The following is a 255-nucleotide window of genomic DNA, read 5'->3' as shown; positions in this document are numbered from 1 at the left end:
CTGAAACGCATCATGGCGTCGTCGATGTCGCCGACGGTGACGGTGATGGTGCCTTCCGCCAGGTAGTCGAACAGCGTCGCGGTTTCGTCGAAGAACAGCGGCAGGTAGTACTCGACCCCGGCGAAGGGGATGCCGTTGCCGATGTCCTTGTAGGGCAGGGCGCGCGAGGGATCGCCTTCGAACTCTTCGCGGAAGCGCGCGCGGAAGCGGTTGCGCGAGTCCTCGTCCATCGGAAATTCGCGGCCCGGCAGCAAC

The 255-nt window shown here is 64.7% G+C and carries 1 protein-coding gene; it reads right to left on the bottom strand.

What is annotated here, in order from left to right; all coding sequences use genetic code 11:
• Positions 1-255 (bottom strand): hypothetical protein (locus ACRHNM_RS17365; protein ID WP_431137903.1); only part of this gene is annotated, 255 nt, incomplete at both ends.

The organism is Psychroserpens mesophilus, assembly GCF_050617655.1.
GTDB lineage: Bacteria > Bacteroidota > Bacteroidia > Flavobacteriales > Flavobacteriaceae > Psychroserpens > Psychroserpens mesophilus_A.
The sequence above is the reverse complement of the archived record's forward strand: the minus strand, read 5'-3'. Positions and strand labels throughout refer to the sequence as shown.